A 21,841-nucleotide genomic window follows, 5' to 3' on the forward strand; every position below is an offset into this window, starting at 1 on the left:
GGTTCTGCGCTAGCGCATCATGTGTGCGTACTGCCGGTGCGGGTGCACATCGAACATGTCCCGATACGACGGCGGTTGCCGGCCCTCTTCGTCGGCGATGCCGTACTTCACCGCGAGCTCGGCACCGATGAGAGTCTGACCGCTCACCGCCATCACATCCGGATCGTGGTACAGCGCCCAGATGACGTGACCGGTCAGCTCCGGCGTTTCGGCACTGTCCAGGATGTGACCGAACTTCACCGGATTACTGGCGATGATCTTTCGGACCCGGTCCGTGAGCAGTGAACCCATCCAAATCGACACTGCAGCAACGCCGAACTCACGGAAGTCGACTGCCATGTCGGCGGCCATCTTGTCCGTACCGGCCTTCGGCACGCCGTAGGCCGGCCCGAAGGCGTAGTGCACCGCACCCGAGGACGACGAGAAGGCGACCAGACCCTTGCCCTGCGGGATCATCAGCGGGGCCGCGTAAACGGTGGCGACGTAGCTGCTTCGCAGACCGACATTCAGGGTGTCGATGACGTTGACCGGCTCGTCCCAGAACTTGGTGCGCCCCATCATTTCGTCACGGATGATCGCGGCGTTGTTGACCAGAATATCGACGCGGCCGTGGTCGCGACGGATCCTGTCGAATAGCGCCTCGACTTGGGCATCATCTCCGTGATCGACGGCCACCGGGATACCGGTGCCGCCTGCCGCGGTCACCCGAGCGGCGGTCTCGTCGATGGTGCCGGCGGGGTGCTTCACCGTCGAGTCCCGGGTGCGGCCGGTGACGTAGACCGTGCACCCATGGCTGCCCAGCGCATGGGCAATTCCCGCCCCCGCACCACGGCTCGCACCGGTCACGACGGCAATCAGATTGTTGTCAGACATCGATTTTCGCCGCTTCCTTCAGCTCGGTGATCGGCCGGGCCAGCCCTTGTTCTTCGCAGATGATCTGAAGCCGGTCGACGGTTTCGGCAACACCCGCACCGATCCGCGGACCCGGTGTGAACGTCGCAGGCAGGTGGCGCATGCCCTGGATGACTCCGACGCTGTCGTAGTGCACGGTCCCCTCCGCCGTGCAGCGGTAGTCCGGAAGCCGGTCCAGGACCGCGGTGAGCATTGCCTTGAACACTGTGCGTGCCACGTTGGATCCGATGCATCGGTGAACGCCGAGCCCGAAGCTGAAGTGCCGGTTGCCCTTCCGATCGAGGATCACCTGGTCGGGGTCGCCGAACACCGCGGGGTCGCGGTTGGCCATCGCCCAGGACAACCAGAGCCGCTGCCCCTCCTGCAGCCTGGTCCCGTTGAAGTCCATGTCCGCCGAGATCGTGCGCGCATCACCGGGCGCCGGCGTGAAATACCGCAGGAACTCCTCGGTGGCGGGATTGAGGAGAGAGGCGCGCTCCTTGCTGAGCCGCCGGCGTTGGTCGGGATGGTTCGACAACCACTCCAGTGCGTGTGCGGTCAGCGCCGTGGTGGTGTCGAATCCCCCGCCGATCAACAGGTTGAGCATGCCCAGTAGTTCGATATCGGGTGGGGCCGCACCGTCGATACGCAGCGTGGCCAAGGCGTCGATGATGCCGGGGCGCGGGCTCTCCCGAATCTCGGCCAGATTGGTGAACAGGTCGACACCCATCGCCATGTAGAGCTCACGCACGCGCGCGGCGTCCGGCGAGTCAGGCGGGGTATAGACCGATGCGTGCGCGGGTTCGTTGTAGAGCGTCCACTTCTCCAGCCGCACACCGAGCATCGCCAGCGTCAGCACCGCGGGCACCACGTTGGCCAGGTCGTCGACGAAGTCGATTCGTCCCGATTCGATGTGGTCGTCGAGGCAGGCCCGCACGATCTCGTCGATGAAGGGTTCCCACCGCTTGACCGCGGCCGGCGACAGGTACGGGTTCAGCGCGGTGCGGTAGTAGCGGTGCTCGGGGTCGTCCATCTCGAGCATGCCGCCACGGAACCCCTCTGCCTCGACCATCAACGGAATGGAGATTCCCCTATACCCACGCCGTTCGTTGTGGACGTCGTGGTCATTTGAGACGTGCGGGCACCGGGCGAGTTCGAACACTTCCTGACTGCCCGCGGCGACCCAGTGGCCGTCGTAGGTGTCGGTCCAGGCGATCGGACACCGTTGATGCATCTCGTGGGTGATGTCGAGAAAGTCGTCTCGGTAGTCGGCGGCGTGGCGGTCGAAGTGATACCGCGCAGCCACGTCATCGCGGCTAGACAACGGCACCACCATTGACCCCGATCACCTGGCCGTTGACGTATCCCGCCCCGTCTGTGCACAGGAAGGAGCACACCGCAGCGACTTCTTCGCCGACCCCGAGTCGGCCGGCGGGGATGGCCTGGGTGAGCACCTCGGTGGCGGGAAGCTTGCCCTGCTCCTGCTGCTGCCGAAGCATCGGAGAATCAATGACGAACGGCGGCACCGTGTTCGCGGTGATGCCTTTGCGGGCGTAGTCCAATGCCACCGTCTTGGTCATGGCGATGACGCCGCCCTTCGTCGCCGAGTAGTGGCCCTGCGCCGGTGCGCCCTGCTGTCCGGCGGCCGACGAGATGGTCACGACGCGACCCCACTTGCCCGCCACCATGTCCGACAGCGCGGCACGGATGCAGAGGAACGTTCCGGTGAGGTTCACCGCGAGATAGCGGTTCCACTCGTCGAGTGTGATCTTGTCGAATCGGGTGAAGCCCGCGATCGCCGCACTGGTGACGAGGATCTCGATCGGCCCGAACGACTCACGGACCGTGGCGAATGCGGCTTCGACCGCGTCCTCGTCCGAGACGTCGACAGGGAATGCGGCGGCACTTCCACCGGCAGTTTGGATTGCCGCGACCACCTTCTCCGCGGCTTCGGAGTTCACGTCCAGGACCGCCACCCGATGACCATCAGCGGCAAGCTGTGCGCTGATCGCTCGACCCAACCCGGAACCGCCGCCGGTTACCACTGCTGTTCGGCTCACTGCGACCACTCCTTCATCGAATGCTGTACGAATGTATAGCGAAAGTCATACCACCACGCAAGCAGCACACTCAGACGCCCGCGGGCCCGGGTGCGCCATGCATGTACAACGTCTGACCCGAACAGAAACTGGAGGCATCAGAAGCGAAGAACAAGACCCCGTAACCGATTTCATCAGGCTCACCGAGCCTGCCGAGCCCGTTGGTGAGGGCGATGGCTTCAGGATCCAGCCCATATCGAGCGGCATCGTCGGTCAACGTTGCGGCACGCACAGCACCCACAGCGATGGCATTCACACGGATGCCCTTCTTTGCCCACGCCGACGCCATCGACCCGGTCAGGTTGTTCACCGCCGCTTTGGCCGCACCATAGGGCGCCGCCTGAGGCATCGCGAGCAGACTCGCGCCCGACGAGATGTTGACGATCGCGCCCTTACCCTGGGCCATCATCGGTTTGGCTGCCGCCTTTGACAGGTGCCAGACCGCGGAGAAGTTGAGTGCCAACACGTTCTCGAAGTCGTCGTCAGGCCACTTGAGAATCGACTTGGTCTCGGCGCCGCCCGCGCAGTTCACGAGAATGTCGAGCCGTCCGAACTCCGCCATGGTCGTTTCGACCAGGCCTCGGCAGGCATCGGCTGTGGTCACATCGGTGGACACCGCCAGTGCGCGCCGGCCCATCGCCATCACTTCCTTTGCGGTCGACTCGAGCGGATCGGGTCGGCGACCGGCCAAGACGACATCAGCACCGTGCTCGGCCAGCACCAGTGCGGCGCCGCGCCCAATGCCCGTGCCCCCACCGGTGATGACGGCGACCCGGCCATCAAGTGCGAACCGACTCTTCATTGCGCTCCCTCGAGTTGTGCAACTGCGTTGTACGATCGTATAGCAATGGCATACAGTCGTACAGCATGAGCGACCTGTACTACGACCCGTGGGACTTCGACATCGACCTGGATCCCTACCCGACGTACCGGCGGCTGCGTGACGAGTGCCCGGTCTATTACAACGATCGGCACGATTTCTGGGGTGTCAGTCGCTATGCGGATGTGGATGCGGCGCTGAAGGATACGACGCGACTCAGCTCCGCCAAGGGCGACATCCTCGAGGTCGTGATGACGGATCCGGTGATGCCGCCCGGGATCTTCATCAACGAGGATCCGCCGTTGCACACAATTCACCGCGCGATCGTGTCGCGAGCGTTCACACCGAAGAAGATGCGCGCCATCGAGGACAAGATCCGCGCCTTCTGCGTGGCCTGCCTGGATCCGCTGGTCGGCGGCACTCACTTCGACTTCGTGGAAGACCTGGGCGCCGAACTCCCGATGCGCACCATCGGGATGCTCGCGGGTATCCCTGACGCCGAGCAGCCCGCGGTGCGTGAGCATGCCAATCAGGTTTTGCGCAATGAACCCGGAAAGCCGATGGCGATCAAGAAGGACCGCTATTTCACCGGCGAGATGTTCGGCGAGTACGTCGAATGGCGGGAGAAGAACCCGTCCGACGACCTGATCACCGAACTGCTCAACGTGGAGTTCGACGATGAGAACGGGACGACCCGCAAGCTCACCAAGCAGGAGCTGATCGTGTTCCTGGCCGTCGTGGCAGGTGCGGGCGTCGAGACCACCGGCCGACTGTTCGGCTGGATGGGCAAGGTCCTGGCCGAACATCCTGACCAGCGCAAGGAACTCGCCCAGGATCATTCTCTGATTCCGACCGCGATCGAAGAGCTGCTGCGCTATGAGCCACCCGGTCCGCATGTGGCGCGCTACGTCACCACCGACGACGTCGCCTTTCAGGGGCAGGTGATTCCGTCGGGCAAGCCCTTGCTGCTCATGCTCGCGTCCGCCAATCGCGACGAGCGCCACTTCGACGACCCGGACAGATTCGACATTCACCGAAAGCCCGGTGGCCACCTGACATTTGGGCGAGGTGCGCACTTCTGTGTCGGCTCTCCATTAGCCCGTCTCGAAGGGCGGGTCGCACTCGAGGAAGTTCTCAAACGCTGGCCCGAATGGGACATCGACATGGCCGGCGCACGACGGTCGCGGACCTCGACGGTGCGCGGCTGGGACAGCATGCCGGCGGTCATCGCCTGACATGGGCGCTTCATCCAATCGGGTCGCCGTCATCACCGGTGCTGCCCGCGGCCAAGGCCGTAGCCATGCAATCGCGTTGGCCGCCATGGGCATGGACATCATCGCCATCGACCGGTGCGCGGATATCGACTCGATTCCGTACCCGTTGGCCACCCCCGACGAGCTCGATGAGACAGCGAACCTGATACGTGCAGCCGGAGGGAGGATCACGACGGTGATCGCCGATGTCCGCGACCTGGCCGCACTCCAATCTGGAATTGATTCCGGTGTAGCGGAATTCGGTGACATCGATGTCGTGATCGCCAATGCCGGAGTGGTCGGCATGGGCTTGACCGACCCACTCGACGGCGCGGTGTTCGACGATATCGTCGGCACCAATCTTCGCGGCGTGTGGCACACGATCGCCGCCACCGCACCGTCGATGATCCGCAAGGGCGGCGGTTCGATGGTGCTGATCAGCTCGATGCAGGGTCTGGTCGGGCGCGGCGGCGACGGTAGCGCGGCGATCTTCGCCTACGCCGCGTCCAAACATGGTGTGGTTGGGTTGATGAGATCGGCGGCGAACGCCTATGCCCAGCAGAATATTCGGGTGAACTCGGTGCACCCCACCGGCGTCGCGACCCCGATGATCTTCAACGAGCACATGGCGCGGGTCTTCGAGGCTGACCCCAACGCCAGCGCGATGTCCGGCAACCTGCTACCCGTTCCGTTCGTCGAGCCGGTCGATGTCACCAATGCCGTGCTGTATCTCATCAGCGACAGTGCGCGGTATGTCACGGGGGTGACGTTGCCGGTCGACGCCGGCTACGGCGTGATGTAATCGGCTGCACGCCAGGCCATTGCCATCATCGGCCCGTTGAGGTTGCCGGCGACCATGGTGGGCAGGACCGAGCAGTCGACGACCCGCAACCCGTCGATTCCGCGCACTCTGAGCTCGTTGTCGACGATGTCGTCGTCGCCGGGGCCCATCGCGCAGCTGCCTGCGGCGTGATAGCCGCAGTAGCCGCCGTCGAACGCGGCCTCGATCAGCTCGTCGTCACTGCGGACCCGGGCGCCCGGATACGTCTCGTGACTGATGCGTTGCGCGATGGGTGACTGCTCGAAGATTGTCCGCATCGTGCGTAGCAGGTTGGTCGCGGTCGTCCGGTCGTAGTCGGTGCCGAGGTAGTTCGGATTGATCCGCAAGGGCGCGTGCGGGTCCCCGGAGGTGATCTCGAGCGAACCCTCCGACGTCGGGCGCAGCACCATCCCGAGACACGAAACACCGGCCTGACGCTGAATTTCCACCGGTTCACCGGTGTTGTACGGCGGAATGGTCCACGGGCCCATCATCAGCTGCCCATCGGGACGATCCAGGCCTGGTTGGGATTTCACGAATGCGACGATGTCGAACGAGGGTGCGGCGAGCGGACCCTTGCGTGTTGCCAAATACCGGATCCCGGTCATCGCCTGCGCCAGGCCGCTCGAGAGTTGCCGGTTGTAGCCCAAGTCTTCGTTGAGCTGTAGCCGCAGGGTTGCGCACCGGTGTTCGCGCAGCTTGCGGCCCACGTTTTCCCGCTCGAGATACACGTGGACACCCGCTGCGCGGAGCACATCCCGTGGTCCGATCCCGGAGAGCTGCAACAGCTTCGGTGTGTTCAGGCTGCCCATGCTGAGGATGACCTCACGGTTCGCTCGCAGCACGCCGATGCTACCTCGATTGGAGATCTCGACACCGACGGCTCTTCCGTTCTCGAGAACCAGCCGCTGCACTTCCGCGTGAGTGCGAACGGTGAGATTGGGCCGATGCCTGGCGGGCTTCAGGAACGCGGTGGCCGCACTGACCCGACGACCGTTCTTGATTGTCGAGGTGGCGTAGCCGATCCGTTCGTCGTCGGATTCGTTGATGTCCACGACTCGCGTCAGGCCCATCGAGGCACCGGCTTCGACCATCTCCTCACACAGCGGGTCGGGATCTCGTGGAACGGAGACGTGCACAGGTCCACCCGCGCCTCGGACGGGTGATGCGCCCAACTCACTGTCCTCGAATCCCCGGAAAATGGGCAGGATCTCGTCCCAGCCCCAACCCTTGTTGCCGAGACGTTCCAGACTGTCCCAGTCGGCACGAGCGCCGCGGTTGTAGATCATCCCGTTGATGGAGCTCGATCCACCGAGCACCTTGCCGCGCATCCACCGTTCGGAGTGGGGATTCGGGCCGAAGGGCGTGGTTTCGTAGTGCCACATGTGTTTGGCGCTCTCGAAGAGCATCCCGGAGCCCTTCGGGACCGCGAACAACGGATTGCGATCGCCCCCACCGGCTTCCAGCAGGAGCACAGTGATGCCGGGGTCTGCGGAAAGCCGGTTGGCCAGGACACAGCCCGAAGAGCCCGCGCCGGCGATGATGTAGTCGTAACTCGTCATGGCATCCTGCCGCTCAGCGAATCTGGCCCAGTCCACCAGCCACTACCAGCGACTCGCCGGTGATGTAGCTGGCTTCTCCGCTCAGCATGAATACGGATGCGTAAGCGATATCCCACGCCGTGGCCTGCCGCCCCAGCGGAAACTGGATCTGGGAACGGGATTTCACGTGCTCGCTGCCGTAGCGACCGAGCGGGGTGTCGACGGGGCCGGGGATCACGTGGTTGGCGCGGATCCCGCGCGATGCACCTTCCAGCGCGACGTGGCGACATACCCCGAACAGCGCCGCTTTCGACGCGTCATAGGCGGGGAACCGGGTCCCTGCCCGCAGGCTCGCCGCCGATCCGATGAAGACCATCGAGCCGCCCTCGGCCAGCACTGGCATCGCGGCCCTCGCGATCAGGAAGTGGGACCGGACGTTCAGGGCGAAGAGGTCATCCCAGAGTTCGGGCGTGGTGCCCGCCAGTCCCTGCCCGGCGCCGAACCCGACGTTGGCAACTGCGCCGTCGAGCCCGCCGAGTCCCTCATGGGCAGCCGTCACCAAGCGCTCGCATTCGGCAGCGTCTCGGACGTCGGCAACCACTGACAGCGCGGTCGCGCCCTCCTGCCGGCAGAGCTCGGCCGTCCGCTCGGCAGCGTGTTCATCGACATCGACGCACGCAACGTCTGCGCCCTCGCGTGCGCACAGCACGGCGATGGCCCGACCGTTACCGATCGGCGCCTCCGCGTCATCGGATGCGCGGGTTCCGGCGCCGACTACGACAATGCGACGGCCGACCAATCGTCCGCGGCCCGGGGCAATGCCCAATGTCTCGGGGGTGAGCGTCATGGGAGCACTGTAACCCCGTGCTGTACGACTGTACAACCATCGCGGGTGGGGCGTACGGTCGCCGCATGACGCAACTGCCTCGGTTGAGGCCCCTGCACGTTGACGAGTGGGACGACGACGCGCTGGAAGCACTGCGCCAGGCGTTTCCCGCTGGAGTCATCGATCACATCCGAATGTCAGGGCGGGCCCCCAATGTCCTCGCAACGATGCTTCACCACCCGGCACTCGCGGGACCATTCACCATCTACGGCAATGTGCTGCTGAGGAAACCTGCCATCGGACACCGCAATCGAGAGCTGATGATCCTGCGGGTCGCGTGGCGCACCGGCGCCGTCTACGAGTGGGTGCACCATGTTCGTCTCGCGGAGCAGTACGACATCAACCACGACGACATCGGCGCGATCGCCGAGGACAGGGCGTGCGCGACGTGGACGGCGCTGGAACGCGACCTCGTCGGCGCTACCGACGAGATGCTCGACTCCTACCAGGTATCCGACGACACATGGCGACGGCTGGGCGAACAGCTCAGCGATGAACAGCTGGTCGAGATTCCCTTCGTCGTCGGGACGTACACCTGCTTGGCGATGGCGTTCAACAGCTGGAACCTGCAGGTGGAGAATGGTGCTGACCTGCAGGGGATTCCGCTGCCACCGAGAGCCTGACGTGGTGGCGGAGGCGACCGGCCCGGGAAAACATCACCGTGGGATGAACCACGTTTGAACGAGCCACGACGGGTAACAGCGATTTCACGTCGATGGTCGAAAACCAGGGAGAGCACCGCGAATTACGTTATGCACCTTGATGATTAGTTGCGAGATGGCACAAGCAGGCGGCTGATCCGCGCCGAAGGCGACCCGCGGGCCGCGGCTACGACCGAGGGTTTGGCAGCCGGTAGCCCTGGGAACTTCGAAGCCACCACACACGTGATTCGAAAGGAACTGTGTCATGGGCGAGAAAAATGGAGCCGCGGAGGGCATCGAAGGTGTCGTCGAGGGCGTGAAGGGCAAGGTCAAAGAGGCTGTTGGCGCGCTCGCCGGGCGCGACGACCTGCGGCGCGAGGGCGAGGCCCAGCAGGACAAAGCCGACGCTCAACGCGAGGCCGCGAAGAAGGAAGCCGAGGCCGAGAGCGCACGCGCTGCCGCCAAGGCCAACGAGGAACGCCAAAAGGCCGAGCAGTAACACCTCGTCAGCAAGGTCCGGCTCCGTACGCGGGGCCGGGCCTTGCTGATGACGTGGCATTGACGGGTTTGAAGGGCGCGTGCTTGGGCACTCCGTGCATGTTGCAGTGATGTGGACAGGAGGCAGCTATGCCGAACTCGTCGATCAAGAACGAGAAGATGTACGAAGATCTGCGCCGCGAAGGGAATTCCAAGGAGAAGGCCGCGCGGATTTCCAATGCCGCCGCGGCTCGCGGAAAATCATCCGTTGGACGCAAGGGCGGCAAAGCCGGAAGCTACGATGACTGGACGGTGCCGGAACTCAAGAAGCGCGCCAAAGAGCTTGGTATGTCCGGCTACTCGAGCCTCACCAAAGACAAGTTGGTAGCCAAGCTCCGCAACCACTGAGGTGCGTCATGACAGTCACTTCATTCCAAAACCTGCCGCTTGCCGACCGTGACCGCAGCTGGGATGGTGACGCGGCCGACAAACGAGTACGCACCTGGGCCGGCGTCTCCGACACTCCCAACGCCAAGTATCGCGATGCCCACGTGTGGTACGACGGCGACAAGAAGGACAACTTCACCGCCTACAAGTTACTCATCGCCGATGTGATCGACGGCAAGCTGACCGCAGTGCCCAGAGGTGTCATGGCCGCCGCCGCAGTGATGGACGGGTCGCGGGGCGGGGTCGACTTGCCGGAGTCGGATATCGACCGCGTGAAAAGCCATCTGGCGAAGTATTACCGGAAGATGGATGACACAGCGCCGTGGGACAGGCAATAGCGAGATCACGCCACCCGGCAGGAGTGATCGGTGCGCTGATCCTCCTCGGCGGCCTACTCGCCCTCGTCCTGACATGCTGTCCGAGCAATCGCGACGGCATGCCAGGCCAACTCGCGACGGCGAAGGAAGAAACGCAGTCGGCCGCACGCTCTGCGGCGCTGGCCGTGCAATTGTGGTCAGACGGCCAGTCGCCCGGCTCGTTGGCCGCAGTCCAAATCAGCGATGCCCGTGACGAAGTCGTGAAGGCCTACAAGGACATCGCCGAACTGAAGGCGAACAACCACATCGATCTGGACCGTCAAAGACTGCTGACCGGCGCCATGACGGGGATGATCGATGATCTCAACGCCGCCTCGGCTTCGCTGCGGGGCGACGCGCCGACAGGTGATCCCCAGCAGCTCAGGCAGCATCTGCTTTCCCGCGCTGATGCGCTCGAACAGGCCTACCGCTGATGAAGAAGATCTTCGCTGTCGCGTTGGGGATTCTCACCGCAATCGGTGGCTTTCTCGACATCGGTGATTTGGTGACCAACGCCGTCGTCGGCTCCCGTTTCGGTCTCGGTCTTGCCTGGGTGGTTCCGCTGGGAGTGGTGGGAATCTGCCTGTACGCCCAGATGGCCGGTCGGGTAGCCGCCGTCAGCAGTCGCGCGACCTTCGAGATCATCCGCGAGCGTCTCGGTCCCCGGATCGGAGCAGCCAACCTCAGTGCGTCGTTCTTCATCAACCTGATGACCGTCACCGCCGAGATCGGCGGCGTCGCCCTGGCCCTGCAGCTGGCGACCGACGTCGGTCCCTTGCTGTGGGTTCCGGTCGCCGCATTCGGCGTCTGGCTGGTGATCTGGCGAGTGCGGTTCTCGCTCATGGAAAACGTCACCGGATTGCTGGGCCTGTGCCTCATCGTCTTTGCCGTCGCTGTCTTCGCGCTGCATCCGGATTGGTCGGCGCTCTCCCACCAGGCCTTTGCTCCTGCCATCCCCGAAAGCGAATCAGCCGCCACCTACTGGTATTTCGCCATCGCACTGTTCGGCGCGGCGATGACGCCCTACGAGGTGTTCTTCTTCTCCTCCGGCGCCCGCGAAGAGCGCTGGACCACCAAGGATCTCAACACGTCCCGGCTCAATGTGCTCGTCGGATTCCCGCTGGGTGGCATCCTGTCTCTGGCTATTGCGGCATGTGCGACGGTGGTTCTGCTGCCTGCGCAAATCGAAGTCACGTCGCTGTCCCAGATCACGATGCCGGTGGTGATGGCCGGCGGCAAACTCGCCCTGGCGTTCGTGATCATTGGGATCGTCGCCGCGACATTCGGTGCCGCCTTGGAGACCACACTGTCGGCTGGGTACACGCTTGCTCAGTTCTTCGGCTGGGCGTGGGGCAAATTCCGCAGGCCGGCCGAGGCGGCACGTTTTCACACTGTCATGCTGGTGACCGTAATCGCCTGTGCCGCGGTGCTGTTCACCGGAGTCGACCCAATCCTGGTGACGGAATACTCCGTGGTGTTCTCGGCGATCGCGCTCCCGCTGACTTACCTTCCGATCCTCATCGTCGCCAATGACCCCGAATACATGGGCGATCATGTCAACGGCCGCGCGCTCAACATCGCGGGATCGTTCTTTCTCGTCATCATTCTCGCGGCCTCCCTGGCCGCGATTCCGCTGATGATTGTGACAGGAGCGGGCCAATGACAGTTCAGAGTGGAGAACTGCCAAACGCACCCAGGCCCACCGGCACTCTGATCGATGCGCGCCTGCATCTACTGGATCGGCAGATGCTCGACGCCGACGGCACGCCGGTCGGCATCGTCGACGACCTCGAGATAGAAATAGACGACCGGGTGCCGCGCGTCACCGCCATCCTGACCGGGCGAGTCCTCTTCACCCGCATGTTCGGCGGCCAGCAGCCTCGTTCGCGACTACAAGCCCTGCCCTGGCGGTTGGTCACGAAACTCGATGCGGCGGTGCATCTGAGCCCCGAAGCAGACCAGTTCGACGGTCTGTGGATCGAGCACTGGCTGCGTGACCGGCTGATCGCCCGCATCCCGGGAGGCCGGCATGCAGCTCAGTGACCTTCTCGAACTACCTGTCGTCGACACCTCGGGGAACCAGGTCGGCACCGTCATCGACGTGCGGTTGTGCGTGCCCGGCACGGTCGACGATCATCCTGGCTCGCCCAGCGTATTCGGGATCATCGTCAGCCCGCATACCCGGTCGTCCTACCTGGGTTACGAACGTCGCAGAGTCACGCAACCGCGGCTCCTGGCCGCGCTGCTGCGCTGGCGTCACCGCGGGACTTTCCTGGCCGTCTGGGACGATGTCGCCGACGTCACGGACAATCGGATCCAATTGACAAGCGAGGCAACAAAATATTCCCCACTCCTTGCTGACGGGTGAAACGAGCCGCCTCACGGGAGACAGCGATCCGCAGGGAGCAGCTCGGCCCGCATGTTGCGTTGCATCATCGTCAGAGCGGCCGCGCCGAGTTCCGGGTCGATGTGAGCCACCACGTCGGGAGGGACGACAACATCGTAGTGACGCACGTATCCGTCCAGTGCGCTGTACAGGATGCACTGCTCGGTGACTTGTCCGGTCAACACCAGCGTTCGTGTCTCCAGCCGCCCCAAAAGGTAGTCCAGTGGAGTCGCGTAGAACACGCTGTGGCGTACCTTTGTGAGCATCCGGCTACCGGGGGCCGGGATCACCGGCTCGACCAGGTCAGGACGTTCGCCATTGCGGGCCGAATCGACGATCGCGGCGTAGTCGGCAGTGAAGTCGCCGTGGTTGTCGTTGACGTAGATCAGGTCGACGTCGTCACGGTCGGCCGCCGCCCCGATCAGATGGGTGAGTGGTTCGATGATCGTGGCCACACTGGTCATCAATTGATCTGCGTCGGGGTGGCGTTAGTCGTTCAGCATGTCGATGACGAGGACCGCGGTATCACTCATGATCGGACGTCAGGCGGCGCGAGCCGTAGTCGACTCAGAAGTGCTTCCTGCCTTAGCTATTCGGCGAATCAGCGCGCGGGTGGCCTTCTCCAGGATTTCTTGCGCGGCTCGGGGCGCCCGCGCCCGCTCAGCTCGCTGAACCGCTGAGGCAATCGTGTCCCCTTGTGCGTAGCCTGCGACGACCCGGGGGTCGACATAGGAGCCGCGAGCGACTGCGGGAGTGTTACCCAACTCCGCGGAAACCTCTTTCATCACCCCTGCGGTCGCCCGCTTGATCGCGCGTTCTGAACCTGGCGGGTCGGCGTTGGCAAAGGCTTGGGCGGCAAGGACCGTGCCATGCCACGTCCGCAGATCTTTCACGCTGTACTGATCTCCGGCGAGCTGCTTGAAGCGGGCGTTGAGATCGTCGGCATGCACCTCCTGCCAGGAGGATCCATTGCGCCACACCAGAAGTCGGGGTAGGTCGTGGTCGCAGCGCAGTAGGGCTTGAATGGCGCGGACCACGTCCGGGTCCTCGATTTCAAAAGTACGCTGCACGCCGCTCTTGGCCGGATAGTCGAACGCCACCGAACCCGCGCGGAGGGTGACATGCTCGCGTAGGAGCGTCGCCAGCCCGTACGATTCGTGCTCCTCGGCATACTGCTCTCCGCCTGCCCTGAAGTAGCCCCGATCGAGCAGGTGCAGCGCCAATGCCAGCACTCGCTCACGGCTCGAGCCCCGGCGCTCCAGATCGGCCGCGACGTCGTCGCGCCACTTCGGCAGCTGTTTGGACAGGTCGAGGACGCGATCGAATTTCTCTTCGGCCCGCTCCTCCTGCCACGCTTGGTGATAGAGATACTGACGCCGACCGGCTGCGTCGGTTCCCACAGCCTGGACGTGGCCGTTCGCGTGGGGGCAGATCCACACCTTTTTCCACGCAGGCGGAATCACCAAGTCCTTGATCCGGGCCGCCGTCGCCGCGTCGTCGATCCGGCGTCCGTCAGGGTCGTAAAAGGCGAAACCGGAACCATGACGCTTGCGCGTGATCCCCGGTCCACTGAGCACGCTTCGCCTCAGCCGCATCGGGTCCCTCCTTGCACGTGACGCTGACCAGGAGTTACCCGTAAATCAACAGATCCACACCACAGTCCGGCTCAGAAGCACTCACGCGTCGGGCCGGCGACTGCGCTTGACTCGATACATGGCCTCATCGGCTCGGGAGAGGAGTTGGTCGGCAGCGAGGTCATTGCCGAAGGCACTGCCGACACTGGCGTCAACCGTCAGTTCGTGGTCGTTGACCGCGAAGGGTGCGGCGAAGACTTCACCGATACGAGCGGTCAGGCCATCCAGCTGCGCTGTGAAGGAAAGGTGTTCGCGCACAACGACAAACTCGTCACCACCCAGGCGAACAACTGTGTCGCTGTGCCGCACCGCCGAACTCAGACGTCGACCGACCTCGCGCAGCAGGTCGTCGCCGGCGTCATGACCGAAGGTGTCATTGACTCGCTTGAACCGATCGATGTCGATGAACAACACACCGACGAACGTGCCGGCCGCGCGTGCCTCGGTGAGCGCATCGCTGAGGCGGCCTTCAAGAACCGTCCGATTGGGCAGTCCCGTCAACGGATCCGTGAGAGCAGCACGTTCGAGTTGCGCGGCGGCCTTCTTCTGCTCGGTGATGTCGAGGAGCTGCACCAGGAAGTGCGTGATCACGCCGGCCTCGTCGGGTAGACCGATGACGGTATGTAGGCACCAGGCCACCGTCCCATCGGGCCTGCGGAAACGGCGCTCGCTCTCGTGATGGCTCAGGGTGCCGGCTCGGACAGCGGCAACGGCGTCGTCACGATCGGATTCATCGTCGGCCGCGAATTCTCTCAGAGAATGACCTACCAGCTCGTCGGCGCTGCGGCCCAGAATCGTGCACAGTGCGGGGTTGACCCGCGAAAGCATCCCGTCCCACCTGCGCCACCCGACCCCGATCGTGGCGTAGGTCATGGCCAGCTCGAACATCCGCACCACGGAATCGCGAGCCCGCTCCGCTGTGACACGATCGCTGACATTGCGATGGGCGGTGATCATCTGCGCAGACCTGTCCTCCTGGCTGGGAAGCACATGCGCGGTGGTCTCGATCCAGCGATAGGAGCCGTCGGCATGGCGCATACGCATGGTGAACGTCGGCAGCACCCCGGTCACCGATGCCCGCCATGCCTCTCCGAGCGGACCAAGGTCGTCGGGATGGACGAGATCGATCCCACGGGTGCCGATCAGCTCGTCAGGGGCAAAACCCAGCACGGTGCCGCAGGCCGGTGATACCCACAAGAACGTGGTGTCCGGCACCCGCTGCCAGGCCACCATGTCGGAGCTGTGCTCTGCGATCGTCCGAAAGAGGCGCTCCGAATCGCGCAGTTCCAGTGTTCGTAGCCGCTCACCGCCGATCGGTGTGAAGACCGCGACCACCACCCATGGCGCCGGGTCGTCGTCGCGGAAGACAGGCACGGCGTCGACCTCCAGCCACACGTGATGGCCGACCGCATCACCGCCCGGGAGGTGGATGCCGATGATCCGGTTGCGCACCGCCGCACGGGTAGTCAGGGCGACCACCGCGGGGTGCTGAGCACCTTCGACGAATTGACCGGTTTCGTCGACCGCGGCCCACCGCGGATCCAGTGACGTACGGCCCCGCATCTCATCGAACTCAAGGCCCAGAATCGCTTGCGCGCGTTCGGATGCCGCGACGATCTCACCGTTTGCGTCCTGCACGACGATCCCGGTCTGTGGCGGCAGGTCGACGAATCCCGCCGCCGCGGTCATGGCGTCGATCGACACCTGTACGCCACCGGATTTGCCGTGCACGAAAATTCCCTTCCCCCTTGCGCCCCAACCCAGTGTAAATACCCGGTGCCGGGCCGCGGTCAGGAGCAGGGGCCGGTCAGCCTGCCTCGGGCCAGCGGTAGGCGCCGAATATTTCGGGGACGACAACACCCGGGCGCGCGGCCAGCACATAGGGAATGGCCCGGACCGCCGTCATCGCCGCGGCGAGTTGGCCGCCCGCAACACCTTCGAGATCGGTCTCGTGGTTGTCGATCGTGAGCTCCAGCCGGATCGGCGGCGCGCCATCGACGATGACGCGGATCAGGAACTGACCGGCCAGAGCGAGGTCCCAGCCCGGGATGTTCTCGACTGCGGTCCAGTACTCCTCGGCGACCAGAACCGGTGTCCCGTCGCGATAGGCGGACCACGACATGATCTGGCCAACCACCGACCCGGCGGGCAGAGTCGCACACGCAACGTCGACGTCATGGGGCAGCGTCGCGGTCCTGACGTCGGTGCGGATCTCGTCGATCCGCAGCCCGAGCACATCGGCAGTCGCGGCCAGAGATTGCTCGTACTGGATAGAGATCGCTTGGAACAGTGGGGATTCCGCCGTCACATCCTCGGGCAGCTTGCCCATGCCCATGAGGTCGACGAGCATCTCCCGCGCCGTGATGGCGCGGCAGTCGACGAATTCCTGCACGGTGATTCTGTCGACCCGCCGGGACAGCGCGGTGAGTGAGGTCGCGAGCCGCTCGAACATGAAGCCGGGATGTTCACCGGCGGCGTGGAATCGGGCACCGGATTGTGCGCACGCCTGCGTGATGCGCTGTTCCACCTCGGGGTCGTACGTGGCGAGGTGGTTGTACGACGTCGTCGTGATGACGCTTTTCCCCGAGGCGAGCAGTGCGACGATATCGTCGGTGTTGGTGTTGCCGGGAAAGGCCTTACTGGCCGCGTGCAGGACGATATCGGCGTCCAGTGCGAAGATGGCCGCGGCATCGTCGGTTGCCGTGACGCCGGTTGGTGGGCGACCGACGATCTCGCCGGCGTCGGCGCCGACCTTCGATGCGCCGTAGACGTAGAGCCCGGCCAGCTCGAGGTCTGCCCGATCGATGATCTCGGCGAGCTGCGCCTTGCCCACCGAGCCGGTCGCCCACTGGATGACCCGGATTGTCATGACAGCTCGGGCCGTTCGAGCAGACCTTCGATGGTGCCGTGCATGACGATGGCGCTGGCGTCCGGCAACACCCTTCGCGCGACCAGGAATTCGCTTCCCATCCAGCCGTGCCGGATGTACTTGCCAAACCGCAATCGAGTGCCGGGCGCACCGGTCGCCGCGGGAATCATCTTGATCCGTTCGAGTGCCTGTTTGACGCCGACGCCGGTCAGTGGTCGCGCATCGGCCAGAGCGATCATCATCAGCCGTCCGACGTCGTAGCAGTACACGGGGAAGAAATACTCGGGCCGTCGGCCGTGACGCTGCTCGAACCGGTCCAGAAACCGTTGTCCCGTCTGGTTTCTCTCGTCGTATTGATCCAAGCCGATCCACCCCGCGAGCTGCTCACGCCACCAGTCGCTGGTCGAGGCGAATTCGAATGCGGTGGTCGTGTAGCGAGGGGGAAGCCACCCGACTTCGGCGAGCGCGTCGTTCATCCCGGTAATGCCCAGCCCGAAGCCGACGTGGATGATTCCGTCCGGTCGGTCGGCGGCCAGCGTGGCCATGGCGACGCGCTTCTCGGTTTGCACCTGTGGGATCGCGACTTCGGTGGTGATGGTCAATCCCGCACTGGCACAGGCGACCCGGGTGGTGCGGAGGTATTCGGTTCCGATCAGCGAATCTTCGTAGGCGACGCCGAGCGTTCGGCAACCGTCCAGTGCCGCGACGGTCGCGATGATGATCGGCTCCTCCTCCATCGACCCGGCCGGCAGACCGAACACCCACTCCCCCAACATCGTTTCGCTGGCGCCCATCGTGATGCACGCGACTTCGCCGAGGTCTTCGACGTAGCGGCGCAGTGCCGCACCGTTCTCGGAGACCCACGGCCCGAAGATGACGTGGACGTCTTCCTCGACGAGTTCGAAGAACGCGTCGCGGACCGCGCGGAACGAGCCATTCGGCAGCCCCTGCACGGCTCGCACGACAAACTCGACCGGGCGCTCCAGCACACCCTGTTCGATGTACTCGTCGGCGACCAATTGCAGTGCCGGCAGGATGTTCTCGTCGAAGGTGCCGTCATCGTCGAGGTAGTCGATGAGCAGGCCGATCCGGGCCGGTTCGAGTGTCGACGTCATCGTACGGCTCCCCTGAATTCGAGATCGGCAAGGTCGAAGATCCCCGGCGGCGCCTGGCGGACGGCCGGGATGGCGTGGACGGCGTGCATGGCCGTTGCCAGACAGCCCATTTCAGTGTGATCCTCGCCCCGGGTACCCAGCACCAGGTTGCAGCGCAGGGTGGGCGCGCCGCCGAACTCGATCTCGTAGCCTTCGGCGCGGGACCACTGCGGAATGACATCGGGGCTCATCCAGGTCACGTGTTCGACGCCGATCGTCGTCGAACCGCAATCGGCCCGGACCCCCAGCTTGATCGCACCGACCGTTCCCGCGGGGATCACACCGGACGCGACCTCGAGTTCGCGCTCGGTGACGGCCGTTTCCCGGTACGGCTCGCAGGACGAGATGGCGAGCCCGAGTGCCTTGGCGATGATCCGCGCGGTGGCCACGAATGCCTGTCCCGCACGCTGCGGATCACTCAGGACCGGTGACGTGGCATCCGGTGGATGGCCGTAGCCCATGACGTCGAACATCATCTCGCGGCTGGGATATCCGGCGTAGGAGAGGGATTCGCGAACGACAATCTCGTCGCAGCCGGCGGACAGCCGAGACAGGACGGGTACCACCGCCTCACCCCAGAATCCCGGAAACAGGCCGACCCCGAGGAATGAGGCGCCACCATCGGCGCACGCGGCGGCGATCACGCTCGCCCGGTCTGGATCGAACCCATACACGTCGACGAACGAACTACCGGTGGCGATGACATCGATACCGGTGCTCAGGAGGTGAGCCACATCCTCGAAGCAGGAATCCGGGTGCCGTTCCACACTACCCATGTAGAGCACGACATCCGGCTTGGCCCTGACGATCTCGTAGTTGTCGTCGGTGGCCCGGACGCCAGTCCGCGCTCGGCCGGCAAGATCGCCCGCGTCGCGGCCCGACTTCGCCGGGTCGTAGACCCGCACGCCGACGAGTTCGAGGTCGGTCGAATCGATGACCGCGCGCAGCGCCAGCCGGCCGGTAGCTCCGGTGGCCCATTGCGCCACCCGGGTGATGCTCACCGCGACGGCCAGCACAGCTGCAGATCCGGCACGAACCGTAACGGCGGCCGGTAGCGGACCTCATACCCCGGACTCAGGGTGTACTCGGGAATCCGACGATGCCACTCACGCAAGGCGATTCGGAGCTCGCGACGGGCCAGGTGTGAGCCGAGGCAGCGATGTGGGCCCGCGCCGAAGGCGAGGTGACGGTTACCTCGGCGGTCGAAATCGACGGTGAGTGGATCGGAGAAATCGGCGGGATCGACATTGGCCGCGCCGAGGTTGACGAGCAGGTGGTGGCCCGCCGACACGGTGTGCTCACCCAGAGTGCGTTCCTCGCGGGCCCAGCGAACCGCCCACGGCACCGGCGTTTCCCAGCGCAGGAGTTCCTCGACGGCGCGCGGAATGACGTCGGGCTGGTCGGATAGCTGCCGCTGCTGTTCGGCATGCTGAGCGAGGTAGGCCCAAAAGCAGGTGAGGGTGTCGGTCACGGTGTCGAGACCCGCGGTGAGCAGCACGAAACAGATGGACAGCAGGTCATCGCGCGATACCGGGCCACCGTCGAGACGGGCCTGGGTCAATTCGGTGAGCAGATCGTCACACGGTACGGCCGTTCGTTGGTCCAGAACTGAATCGAAGTAGGCATAGACATCCTGGGCCGTGCGGCGTTGGATCTCCAGTTTCTCGTCGAGGGTCGACTCGTCGGTGCCGGGGTGTAGGAGCCCGTCGCGCATCGCGACCAGCGTGTCGAGCTCCTCCCAGGGCAGACCCATCAGGCCGAGAAAGACCGACGACGGGAAGAGTTCGGCGAATTCCGCTGTGAAGTCGCATGATCCGCGATCGATAAAGGTGTCGATGAAGCGGTTGACGCGCTGCGCGATGTCAGCCTCTTGAGCCTCCATCCGTCGCGGCGAGAACATCGGTTCCAGCAGCGTGCGAAATCGGGTGTGCTCGGGCGGGTCGATGCCGAGCGGGATCAGGGGCTTGGTTTGCCCTTGCTCGACCAGGTCGGCCGAGGAGAACGTCATCGCGTCGTTGAGCGCCGCACTGACGAGCGACCGCCGTCCTACCATCACGCTCTTGCCCAACGCCAGCGAACCCTGCTGCGCCAGCCCATGGTTCGCCGACTGCGGTGACCGCGAGTCGAGGCCCGCACCGGCGCCGCCGCTGACGAACTGGAATTTCTTCACCGGCCGCTCGGCCCGTACGGCACTTGCCTCCGTCACTGACACTCCCATCTAAATATCTAGATGTATTCGAGCATGGTAGTTTGAAAATATCTAGATGTTTCCTGATCTGATTCCGAGGCGGCGACGTGACTGCAGGCAGGGCCCAGGCCACCCAGACCGTCGAGAAGCCCGAACAGATTGCGGCCGAGCTGCGTTCGCAAATCATCAGCGGCGCGCTTGCCGACGGCGCAGCGCTGGGGCGGGAGCCCGATCTGGTGGAGCGGTTCGGGGTGTCGCGGCCATCGCTGCGGGAAGCGCTGCGGATTCTGGAGACAGAGGGCCTGATCGAAGTGGTCCGCGGAGTCCGCGGCGGCATCTTCGTCCGCTCCCCCGACGAGCGCATGACCGCGCGGACGGCCGCCATGCTGCTGCGCGCCCAGAACGTCTCGCTCGCCGACGTATTCGAAGGGCGCTACCTGCTCGAGCCGCCGGCCGCGCGAGCCATCGCGTCCCTCCCCCGTGGCCGGCGGGGGGCGATCGACCAACTCAGAGCATTGATCGCCCGCGAGGAACAGGTCATCGACGACCACGAGGCGTTCGGCCTGACCAACCACGCGTTCCACCAGGCGCTGGTGGCGCTGGCCGGCAATCAGACGCTGAGCATCGTCGCGGGAACGCTCGACAAAGTGCTCGCCAGCGCGCTCATCGCGGTCAGCCGCGCCGACAAGAACCTCACCTCGGCCGCGATCCGGCAGCGCGACCTGCGTTCGCAGCGGCGGCTCGTCGAACTCCTCGACGCGGGCGATGCCGACGGCGCCGAGAAGCATTGGCGTTCCCACATGCAGTACCTCGTGCGCACGATGACGCGTGCCGCCTCGACGAGCCTGGTCGACCTGTTGCCCTGATCGATGGAGAGCTGACGGCTACCGCTCGATAGCGGTCACCCGCTCATTCTGGGTATTCGCCGCGATCTCAGCCATTGTGGACCTCATGTCCGCCATGAGCTCGAACATCTGCTCCTGGTATTCGTCGGAATACTGCGACATCTCGACCAAGTGCTCCATGTCCCGGATCTCGTCAGCTTCCGCCTTGGTGGCCGCGTCGTACTGAGTCGCCCCCGACGAGATGCCACCGAGGCCCGACATGATCGACCCCGCCCCACCAAACCGGGACGGATCGCCCGGGATACGACCGTTGCCGAGGGATGTCGACGTGCCCGACGTCTTGAGCGGCGGAGCGGTCGCGTCGTCATCCACCGATGTCCCATCAGCAGACGACGGCCCGGGGGCGGGCGCGCCGGTACCGTCGTCAGCGGTCGCGACTCCGTGACCGATCACGGTGGTCAGTCCGAGGGCGGCGGCCAGCGCGCAGATCCGCAGGGCATGTAGGGCGTTCATGGCCCTGAGTATCCGTCGCCC

Annotated in this window: 24 protein-coding genes and 1 pseudogene; 11 read left to right on the forward strand and 14 right to left on the reverse strand. The window is 64.7% G+C overall.

Features of this window, described 5'->3' with window-relative positions:
• Nucleotides 1–9: 9 nt before the first annotated feature.
• The 4 genes from EV580_RS07355 to EV580_RS07370 form a co-directional block, all read right to left on the reverse strand.
• The gene (locus EV580_RS07355) at nucleotides 10–873 is read right to left on the reverse strand and encodes an SDR family NAD(P)-dependent oxidoreductase (protein WP_133690388.1); all 864 of its coding nucleotides are present in this window, start codon (nucleotides 871–873) and stop codon (nucleotides 10–12) included.
• On the reverse strand, nucleotides 866–2,227 hold the full coding sequence (locus EV580_RS07360) for a cytochrome P450 (RefSeq protein ID WP_166654604.1): 1,362 nt from the start codon (nucleotides 2,225–2,227) through the stop codon (nucleotides 866–868). Before EV580_RS07360 ends, EV580_RS07355 begins: the two co-directional genes overlap by 8 nt.
• The gene (locus EV580_RS07365) at nucleotides 2,208–2,951 is read right to left on the reverse strand and encodes an SDR family NAD(P)-dependent oxidoreductase (RefSeq protein WP_133690390.1); all 744 of its coding nucleotides are present in this window, start codon (nucleotides 2,949–2,951) and stop codon (nucleotides 2,208–2,210) included. The genes EV580_RS07360 and EV580_RS07365 overlap by 20 nt, the downstream gene beginning before the upstream one ends.
• Before the next feature lie 70 nt (nucleotides 2,952–3,021).
• Nucleotides 3,022–3,792, reverse strand: coding sequence for an SDR family NAD(P)-dependent oxidoreductase (locus EV580_RS07370; protein WP_133690391.1), 771 nt, complete (start codon nucleotides 3,790–3,792; stop codon nucleotides 3,022–3,024).
• A 65-nt stretch (nucleotides 3,793–3,857) separates the two neighbouring features.
• Between EV580_RS07370 and EV580_RS07375 the strand changes: the two genes are divergently transcribed.
• Nucleotides 3,858–5,045, forward strand: coding sequence for a cytochrome P450 (locus EV580_RS07375; RefSeq protein ID WP_133690392.1), 1,188 nt, complete (start codon nucleotides 3,858–3,860; stop codon nucleotides 5,043–5,045).
• Nucleotide 5,046: 1 nt separating this feature from the next.
• Nucleotides 5,047–5,865, forward strand: coding sequence for a mycofactocin-coupled SDR family oxidoreductase (locus EV580_RS07380; RefSeq protein ID WP_133690393.1), 819 nt, complete (start codon nucleotides 5,047–5,049; stop codon nucleotides 5,863–5,865).
• Here the strand turns inward: EV580_RS07380 and EV580_RS07385 are convergent.
• Nucleotides 5,850–7,445, reverse strand: a complete 1,596-nt coding sequence (locus EV580_RS07385) for a GMC family oxidoreductase (RefSeq protein WP_133690394.1) — start codon at nucleotides 7,443–7,445, stop codon at nucleotides 5,850–5,852. The genes EV580_RS07380 and EV580_RS07385 overlap by 16 nt on opposite strands.
• A gap of 13 nt (nucleotides 7,446–7,458) precedes the next feature.
• Complete coding sequence (locus EV580_RS07390) at nucleotides 7,459–8,271, reverse strand: SDR family NAD(P)-dependent oxidoreductase (protein WP_133690395.1); 813 nt, start codon at nucleotides 8,269–8,271, stop codon at nucleotides 7,459–7,461.
• 65 nt (nucleotides 8,272–8,336) lie between these two features.
• Between EV580_RS07390 and EV580_RS07395 the strand changes: the two genes are divergently transcribed.
• The 8 genes from EV580_RS07395 to EV580_RS07430 all read left to right on the forward strand — a co-directional run bounded on the left by EV580_RS07395 (nucleotide 8,337) and on the right by EV580_RS07430 (nucleotide 12,599).
• The gene (locus EV580_RS07395; protein ID WP_133690396.1) at nucleotides 8,337–8,933 is read left to right on the forward strand and encodes a carboxymuconolactone decarboxylase family protein; all 597 of its coding nucleotides are present in this window, start codon (nucleotides 8,337–8,339) and stop codon (nucleotides 8,931–8,933) included.
• A 283-nt stretch (nucleotides 8,934–9,216) separates the two neighbouring features.
• The gene (gene mbp1 / locus EV580_RS07400) at nucleotides 9,217–9,450 is read left to right on the forward strand and encodes a microaggregate-binding protein 1 (protein WP_133690397.1); all 234 of its coding nucleotides are present in this window, start codon (nucleotides 9,217–9,219) and stop codon (nucleotides 9,448–9,450) included.
• A gap of 128 nt (nucleotides 9,451–9,578) precedes the next feature.
• Complete coding sequence (locus EV580_RS07405; RefSeq protein ID WP_133690398.1) at nucleotides 9,579–9,836, forward strand: DUF7218 family protein; 258 nt, start codon at nucleotides 9,579–9,581, stop codon at nucleotides 9,834–9,836.
• Nucleotides 9,837–9,844: 8 nt separating this feature from the next.
• Nucleotides 9,845–10,213 (forward strand): hypothetical protein, encoded by a 369-nt coding sequence (locus EV580_RS07410; protein WP_133690399.1) that lies wholly within the window; start codon nucleotides 9,845–9,847, stop codon nucleotides 10,211–10,213.
• 23 nt (nucleotides 10,214–10,236) lie between these two features.
• Nucleotides 10,237–10,665, forward strand: coding sequence for a hypothetical protein (locus EV580_RS07415; RefSeq protein WP_286171485.1), 429 nt, complete (start codon nucleotides 10,237–10,239; stop codon nucleotides 10,663–10,665).
• On the forward strand, nucleotides 10,665–11,894 hold the full coding sequence (locus EV580_RS07420; protein ID WP_133690401.1) for an NRAMP family divalent metal transporter: 1,230 nt from the start codon (nucleotides 10,665–10,667) through the stop codon (nucleotides 11,892–11,894). Before EV580_RS07415 ends, EV580_RS07420 begins: the two co-directional genes overlap by 1 nt.
• On the forward strand, nucleotides 11,891–12,274 hold the full coding sequence (locus tag EV580_RS07425; RefSeq protein ID WP_133690402.1) for a PRC-barrel domain-containing protein: 384 nt from the start codon (nucleotides 11,891–11,893) through the stop codon (nucleotides 12,272–12,274). Before EV580_RS07420 ends, EV580_RS07425 begins: the two co-directional genes overlap by 4 nt.
• The gene (locus tag EV580_RS07430) at nucleotides 12,261–12,599 is read left to right on the forward strand and encodes a PRC-barrel domain-containing protein (RefSeq protein ID WP_133690403.1); all 339 of its coding nucleotides are present in this window, start codon (nucleotides 12,261–12,263) and stop codon (nucleotides 12,597–12,599) included. The genes EV580_RS07425 and EV580_RS07430 overlap by 14 nt, the downstream gene beginning before the upstream one ends.
• An 11-nt stretch (nucleotides 12,600–12,610) precedes the next feature.
• Here the strand turns inward: EV580_RS07430 and EV580_RS07435 are convergent.
• From EV580_RS07435 to EV580_RS07465, 7 genes and pseudogenes are all read right to left on the reverse strand, one after another.
• Nucleotides 12,611–13,150: pseudogene (locus EV580_RS07435) on the reverse strand (cysteine hydrolase family protein).
• Nucleotides 13,151–13,159: 9 nt separating this feature from the next.
• The gene (locus EV580_RS07440) at nucleotides 13,160–14,212 is read right to left on the reverse strand and encodes a DNA topoisomerase IB (protein ID WP_133690404.1); all 1,053 of its coding nucleotides are present in this window, start codon (nucleotides 14,210–14,212) and stop codon (nucleotides 13,160–13,162) included.
• Nucleotides 14,213–14,293: 81 nt separating this feature from the next.
• Nucleotides 14,294–15,982 carry a sensor domain-containing protein gene (locus EV580_RS07445; RefSeq protein ID WP_166654605.1) on the reverse strand — a complete coding sequence of 563 codons (1,689 nt, stop codon included), beginning with the start codon at nucleotides 15,980–15,982 and terminating at the stop codon, nucleotides 14,294–14,296.
• 76 nt (nucleotides 15,983–16,058) lie between these two features.
• Nucleotides 16,059–17,120: an NAD(P)H-dependent amine dehydrogenase family protein gene (locus EV580_RS07450; RefSeq protein ID WP_133690406.1), complete on the reverse strand. Its 1,062-nt coding sequence runs from the start codon at nucleotides 17,118–17,120 to the stop codon at nucleotides 16,059–16,061.
• Nucleotides 17,117–18,235, reverse strand: coding sequence for an ABC transporter substrate-binding protein (locus EV580_RS07455; protein WP_133690407.1), 1,119 nt, complete (start codon nucleotides 18,233–18,235; stop codon nucleotides 17,117–17,119). The genes EV580_RS07450 and EV580_RS07455 overlap by 4 nt, the downstream gene beginning before the upstream one ends.
• On the reverse strand, nucleotides 18,232–19,290 hold the full coding sequence (locus tag EV580_RS07460; protein WP_286171486.1) for an NAD(P)H-dependent amine dehydrogenase family protein: 1,059 nt from the start codon (nucleotides 19,288–19,290) through the stop codon (nucleotides 18,232–18,234). The genes EV580_RS07455 and EV580_RS07460 overlap by 4 nt, the downstream gene beginning before the upstream one ends.
• Entirely contained in the window at nucleotides 19,272–20,480 is a 1,209-nt protein-coding gene (locus EV580_RS07465; RefSeq protein WP_166654606.1) for a cytochrome P450, read from the reverse strand. Before EV580_RS07465 ends, EV580_RS07460 begins: the two co-directional genes overlap by 19 nt.
• An 89-nt stretch (nucleotides 20,481–20,569) precedes the next feature.
• Between EV580_RS07465 and EV580_RS07470 the strand changes: the two genes are divergently transcribed.
• Nucleotides 20,570–21,328 (forward strand): FadR/GntR family transcriptional regulator, encoded by a 759-nt coding sequence (locus tag EV580_RS07470; RefSeq protein WP_133690409.1) that lies wholly within the window; start codon nucleotides 20,570–20,572, stop codon nucleotides 21,326–21,328.
• Nucleotides 21,329–21,346: 18 nt separating this feature from the next.
• Here the strand turns inward: EV580_RS07470 and EV580_RS07475 are convergent, their stop codons facing one another.
• Complete coding sequence (locus EV580_RS07475; RefSeq protein ID WP_133690410.1) at nucleotides 21,347–21,820, reverse strand: hypothetical protein; 474 nt, start codon at nucleotides 21,818–21,820, stop codon at nucleotides 21,347–21,349.
• Between the last annotated feature and the right edge of the window lie 21 nt (nucleotides 21,821–21,841).

The organism is Mycobacterium sp. BK086, from assembly GCA_004362315.1.
GTDB lineage: Bacteria > Actinomycetota > Actinomycetes > Mycobacteriales > Mycobacteriaceae > Mycobacterium.